The following is a 4269-nucleotide window of genomic DNA, read 5'->3' as shown; positions in this document are numbered from 1 at the left end:
TTGTAGTCTTGGCGGGTGACGATGCCGACCGTCTCGATCGTGCGCACGTCGAGCTCGCGCGCGACGATCGCCGCCGGCACGAGGCCGCCACGGGTGATCGTGACGAGCGCGTCGAACGGCCCCGCCGCCGCGAGCCGCCAGGCGAGCGCGCGGGCGTCGCGGTGGAACTGGTCCCACGAGACCGGAAAAGCCTTTTCGCGCGGGGGGGACATGGGGGCGGCTCCTTGGGTCGGATTTTTAGCGTCTCTTATCAAGCCGCCGGCGCCGGCGCGAGCCGGACGGCCGGCCGTGAACAGCTTTCGGGCGTGTGGGGACCATGTCCGTGGCGGTGAAATCCGCAGCTGGTCATAAGTTGACAGAACAGCTTACGTGAGGCCCTGGCTCGGCGGCCGCGGCTGCCCGCTCACCGGCGGCGAATCGAAATGGCGCCGGATCCCTTTGAGAACGCTCAACCGGCGATGGGGGCCAGAGTCTCCGGGGCCGCCCTGGGGTCGGAGCGGGGCGGTCGGCGGCGGCGGGGAACGGAAAGACCGCGCGGCTGAGGGCCCACGCGAGCGCGTCGGAGCTATTGGGCGTCAGAGCGGCTTGCCGTTCGCCCCGAGCGTGACGAGCATGGCCTCGACATCAGCCCTCGCCGTCGCCACCGCAGCTGCGTCCTTGCCGCGCACTACGATCTGGTTCATGAACCGCCCGTCCTTGAACGAGGGATAGGAGCCGATCGACACGGCCGGATTGGCTTTAGCGATCTCGCCGAGCGCGTCGCCGTAGCGGCCTTCCGGCACGGCGCCGGCCTCAATCGACTCGACCTGCATGACCACGCCGGTCCGCATCGCCTTGACCGCGGAATCGAGCATCGCCTGCATCACCGAGGGGACGCCCGCGAGCACGAACACGTTGCCGATCTTGAAGCCCGGCGCCCGCGAGATCGGGTTGTCGATCAGCTCCGAGCCCTCCGGCATGCGCGCCATGCGGCGCCGCGCCGGGGTCAGATCGCCGGGCGCGTAGCGCTCGAGCATGATCGCCATCGCGCGCGGGTCCTCGCCGACGGGCGCGCCGAAGGCGCGGCCCACCGCGTCGGCGGTGATGTCGTCGTGGGTCGGGCCGATGCCCCCCGTGGTGATCACGTAGTCGTAGCGGGCGCGCAGCGCGTTTAGCGCCGCCACGATCTCCGTTTCGACGTCCGGCACGACCCGGGCCTCCCGGAGGTCGACGCCGATCCTGCTGAGATATTCCGCGATGTAGCCGATGTTCTTGTCCTTGGTGCGCCCGGACAGGATTTCGTCGCCGATCACCAGGACGGCGGCGGTCACGGTCGTTGGTTCGGACATTGTTCTTTATCTCCGTCCCGCCCGGCGCCGCCGCTTGCCGACCCCTTTCGGGCGGCCGGCCATGGCTTAATGCCTTGTCTGAAGCGTCGAGCAGAGCATATGTGTAACGGAGAGACGACAAGCGGCAAAGGAACACTGGTGACGACTTCGACGATTTTTGTGCCTGCGGCGGAAAAGCTGTCGCGGCGCAGCGGGCAGATTCGCTTGCATGGGCCCGCGGATTTCGAAGGCATGCGCAAGGCGGGTCGGCTGACGGCGGAGGCGCTCGACCTCATCGGGCCTCTCGTCAAGCCGGGCGTCACGACCGCGGCCCTGGACAAGTTCGTGTTCGAGTTCGCCCGCGACCACGACGCCTATCCGGCGCCGCTCAACTATCGCGGCTACCGCAAGTCGATCTGCACCTCGATCAACCACGTCGTCTGCCACGGCGCGCCGGACGACAAGCCGTTGCGCGACGGCGACATCCTCAACATCGACGTGACGCTCATCGTCGAGGGCTGGCACGGCGACGCGAGCCGGATGTTCGCCGCCGGCGAGCCGCCCCGCCGCGCCCAACGCCTCATGGACGTCACTTACGAGTCGCTCATGCGCGGCATCGCGGCGATCAAGCCCGGCGCGACCACCGGGGACATCGGCTATGCGATCCAGGCCTACGCCGAGGGCGAGCGGTGCTCGGTGGTGCGCGACTTCTGCGGCCACGGACTCGGCCGCCTGTTCCATGACGAGCCGAACATCTTGCATATCGGACGCAAGGGGGAGGGCGTGCCGCTGAAGCCCGGCATGTTCTTCACCGTCGAGCCGATGATCAACCTCGGCGGCTACGGGGTGAAGATCCTCTCGGACGGCTGGACTGCCGTGACGCGCGACCGGTCGCTTTCGGCTCAGTATGAGCACACGGTCGGGGTCACCGAGACCGGCTGCGAGATCTTCACGCTTTCGCCGACCGGCGCCGACCGCGCTCCGATCCGATGACCGAGGGCGCCGGCGACGACAGCGCCGGCCGCGACCAGGGCCGCGGCTCGCGGCGAGGCCGCGGGATGCGCGAGGGGAGCGGCGCAGCGCCGCGCGCCCGCGCGGGCGACGCCTCTGCCGAAACGAAAGCGCCGGAACCCGGCACCCGGCGAGGCCGAGACGCCGCACTTTCACGGGCGCCGCGACCGGCTGAGCAAGCGCTTCCTCGATGCCGGCATAGCGCCGAGCGCCCGCGCCGGCGACGCCTCTCCCTAAACCAAAGCGCCGGAACCCGGCGAAGCCGAGACGCCGCACTTTCACGGGCGCCGCGACCGGCTGAGCAAGCGCTTCCTCGAGGCCGGCATAGCGCCGAGCGCCCGCGCTCGCGACGCCTCTCCCGAAACGAAAGCGCCGGAACCCGGCGAGGCCGAGACGCCGCACTTTCACGGGCACCGCGACCGGCTGCGAAGGCGCCTGCTCGACGCCGGCCCCGCGGCGCTAGCGGATTACGAGTTGCTCGAACTCATTCTTTTCAACGCCATCCCGCAGAGGGACGTCAAACCGCTGGCCAAGACGTTGATCGACAGGTTCGGCTCGTTCGCCGAGACGATCGCGGCCGCCCCCGAGCGCCTCGCCGAGGTCGCAGGCGTCAAGGAAAGAGCGATCACGGAGTTCAAGATCGTCGAGGCCGCCGTGCAGCGCTTCGCCAAGGGCGTCGCGAAGAAGCGGCTGGCGATGGGCTCCTGGAGCGAGGTCCTCGACTACTGCCGCGCTTCGATGGCGTTCGAGACTCGCGAGAACTTCCGCATTCTGTTCCTCGACAAGAAGAACGGCCTGATTGCCGACGAGATTCAGGGCTCGGGCACCGTCGACCACACGCCCGTCTACCCGCGGGAGGTGATCCGGCGGGCGCTCGAACTGTCGGCGACCGCGATCGTGCTCGTCCACAATCACCCCTCGGGCGACCCGACGCCGTCCACCCAGGACGTGAAGATGACGCTCGACATCATGGCGATCGCCAAGCCCCTCGGCCTCACCGTGCACGACCACATCATCGTCGGACGGGACGGGCACGCCTCGCTCAAGGGCATGCGGCTCATCTGAGCCGAGCGCCTTCAGCGCTGGCGGAGAGGCGGGCTCTCGCCGCCCCCGGAGCGCGAGACGCGCTTCATCGAGGGCTTTAGCCACGTGCGACGTCCTCGACATGTCTCCGCTGTGTCCCATTTTCTGTCAGACGCCCACGTCCCGATTCCTGCGCGAGGGCGCGCATTTCGGAATCGATTGGCGCCGATTTCGGTCGCGAAACCCCCAGTTTTGGCTCCGAAATCGGGTTTTTGCGGCCGGCTCGAGGGGCCGTTTTTTGCAAGCGGCCGAGCGATTCCAAGGCCTTATGCTCGAGATTCTGTTCCACGACCGCGCCGGAGAGGGTGTTTGCCGCATTTCGGCCTTATTTTGGCGGCTTTTGGGCGGCGGACGGGCTGGCGATAGACCACGCGTCGGACCGGGCGATCGCGCCCCGCGCTCGCACGGCGTCGCTCGCGATTGGGCGCGCGACGCTCAGGGACGGGAGAGGGGCGAGGAGCATGGCGGGTTTGAACCGGAGCGATAAGGACACCGTACCTGGGGTTCTCTTATTCCGCAAGATATTGTTACGGTATTCTGTCTTCTGGAATACAAGCGCGCCGAACCTTCAAAAGTGGCCTCGAGCGAAAGGCGCGCGACGCCGCAGGGGCGGTCCTAGTGTCTGAGGTTCGACTTCCGGTTCGAGCGGATTGCGACCCTTCGAAACCGACACCGTGGGCGGCCGCACCGCGCAAATTCCGGTTATTCGCTGTCGGCTCGGCGAACGGGCCAAATCGACCTGTTGGACGGAACGGCTGTCGCCGAGGGCCCCGGGTAGCGAGGTCGGTGGCGAGTTGGGTGTATCCTTTCGATCGGTGGGCATGAGGTTGCCCGCCGGAACTTCAATAAAGGAGACCACCATGTCACC

General features: G+C 67.9%; 4 protein-coding genes. 2 read left to right on the top strand and 2 right to left on the bottom strand.

Annotated elements, in window-relative coordinates; all coding sequences use genetic code 11:
- Together ACLP25_RS28850 and ACLP25_RS28845 are read right to left on the bottom strand one after the other, a co-directional pair.
- Window positions 1–212: phosphoribosyltransferase family protein (locus ACLP25_RS28850; protein WP_442472529.1), on the bottom strand; the 212-nt coding region annotated here is incomplete at its 3' end.
- Between the two features lie 363 nt (window positions 213–575).
- Window positions 576–1328 (bottom strand): competence/damage-inducible protein A, encoded by a 753-nt coding sequence (locus tag ACLP25_RS28845; RefSeq protein ID WP_442472528.1) that lies wholly within the window; start codon window positions 1326–1328, stop codon window positions 576–578.
- 138 nt (window positions 1329–1466) lie between these two features.
- On the opposite strand from ACLP25_RS28845, the gene map reads away from it, so the two are divergent.
- A complete protein-coding gene (gene map, locus ACLP25_RS28840) occupies window positions 1467–2300 on the top strand; it encodes a type I methionyl aminopeptidase (RefSeq protein ID WP_442472527.1) in 834 nt (277 codons plus the stop codon).
- A 315-nt stretch (window positions 2301–2615) separates the two neighbouring features.
- Window positions 2616–3383: a RadC family protein gene (radC, locus tag ACLP25_RS28835; protein WP_442472530.1), complete on the top strand. Its 768-nt coding sequence runs from the start codon at window positions 2616–2618 to the stop codon at window positions 3381–3383.
- Window positions 3384–4269: the final 886 nt, after the last annotated feature.

The sequence above is a fragment of the Roseiarcus sp. genome (assembly GCF_052145395.1).
Taxonomy (GTDB): domain Bacteria; phylum Pseudomonadota; class Alphaproteobacteria; order Rhizobiales; family Beijerinckiaceae; genus Roseiarcus.
This window is presented reverse-complemented; position numbering and strand designations above follow the sequence as displayed.

Excerpts from the sequence above, each read along its gene's own strand:
- ACLP25_RS28845 (WP_442472528.1), bottom strand. The coding sequence starts at position 1,328 with ATGTCCGAACCAACGACCGTGACCGCCGCCGTCCTGGTGATCGGCGAC.